Origin of the sequence: Streptomyces sp. NPDC005195, from assembly GCF_040608315.1 — a bacterium.
Classification (GTDB): Bacteria; Actinomycetota; Actinomycetes; order Streptomycetales; family Streptomycetaceae; genus Streptomyces; species Streptomyces kaempferi.
In genome coordinates this window covers 1-1,147 of record NZ_JBEXHZ010000381.1, presented here as the reverse complement: position 1 = coordinate 1,147, position 1,147 = coordinate 1, and the positions used below count along the sequence as shown (strand labels likewise).

Sequence of the window (1,147 nt, the reverse complement as noted above, 5' to 3'; positions counted from 1 at the left end):
GCCTCGCGGGTCTCCCACACGGTTGTCCCGATCTCCGCTTTCAGGATGGCGAACCAGCTTTCCGCGGCGGCGTTATCGTAACAAGAGCCGACGCGCCCCATCGACTGCCTCATGTGCAACTTGCGTATTTCGGTGCGGAATTCGTCACTCGTGTACTCGCTGCCGCGATCCGTATGCATGACACAACCGTGCTCCAGGCCGCCGCGACCGGCCGCCATCCGCAGGGCAGCGACCGGCAGCTCGGCGCGGTGGTGATCGGCCATCGCCCATCCGGCCATCTCCCGCGTCGCGAGATCGATACAGGTCGCCAGATACAACTTCCCTTCCAGCGTGACGAGTTCGGTCATGTCGCCGACGAGCCGCATCCCGGGTCTGGGCGCGGTGAAGTCCCGGCCGATCAGGTCGAGGGCGAACACCGCCCGCTTCGCCTGCCGGGTCAGGCCCCCGCGCCGCCTGCGGGTGATCCCGACGATCCGGTGCTTGCGCATCAGCCGCTCGACCTTCTTGGAATTCACCGCCCGTCCGGCCCGCCGCAGAGCGGCGTGGATCCGCGGGGCCCCGTAGGCGCCTCGAGATCCGGCGTGGAGCACCCGGATCTCGCCCACCAGCACCTCCTCGGCCCGCTCCCGCACCGTCCGGGCCGGCCATGACGCCCGATGCGCGTAGTAGGTGGAACGGGGCACTCCCAGCACACGATACAAGAACGAAACGCTGTGACCTGCGGGAATATCCCCCGATGCCTTCTCCGCATCAATGAAGTGACACCGTGCCGCGGTGTCTACCTCATCTTGTCCTGAGCGAAGAAGACGGTCGCTTTTCCCAGCACATCGATCGTCGCCTCCTGCTCGCGGACCTTCCGCCGCAGCCGGACCAGCTCCTCACGCTCCGCAGTGGTCAAAGCCCCGGCGGGCCCCTCACCACGGTCGACCTTCGCCTGCTTCACCCACCCGCGCAGCCCTTCCGGACTCACGCCAAGATCCCTCGCAACCTCGGTGACCGTCTTCTCCGAGGACAACGCCAAGGCAACCGCGTCCCGCTTGAACTCGGCCGTGTACCGCTTACTCGTATTGCTCTTCTTGCTCACTACCTGTGACTGCTTCCTCCGGGACTATCCGTCCCAGTATCAAGCTGTCCAGCCGACAGGGGG

2 protein-coding genes are annotated in these 1,147 nt (G+C 66.2%); both read right to left on the bottom strand.

Translation table 11 applies throughout. From position 1 onward, the window contains the following. On the bottom strand, nt 1-755 hold a 755-nt coding region (locus ABZV34_RS39805), incomplete at its 3' end, for an IS3 family transposase (RefSeq protein ID WP_356288303.1). A 23-nt stretch (nt 756-778) separates the two neighbouring features. Continuing rightward, nucleotides 779-1,084, bottom strand: a complete 306-nt coding sequence (locus ABZV34_RS39800; RefSeq protein WP_356288300.1) for a transposase — start codon at nt 1,082-1,084, stop codon at nt 779-781. Nucleotides 1,085-1,147: the final 63 nt, after the last annotated feature.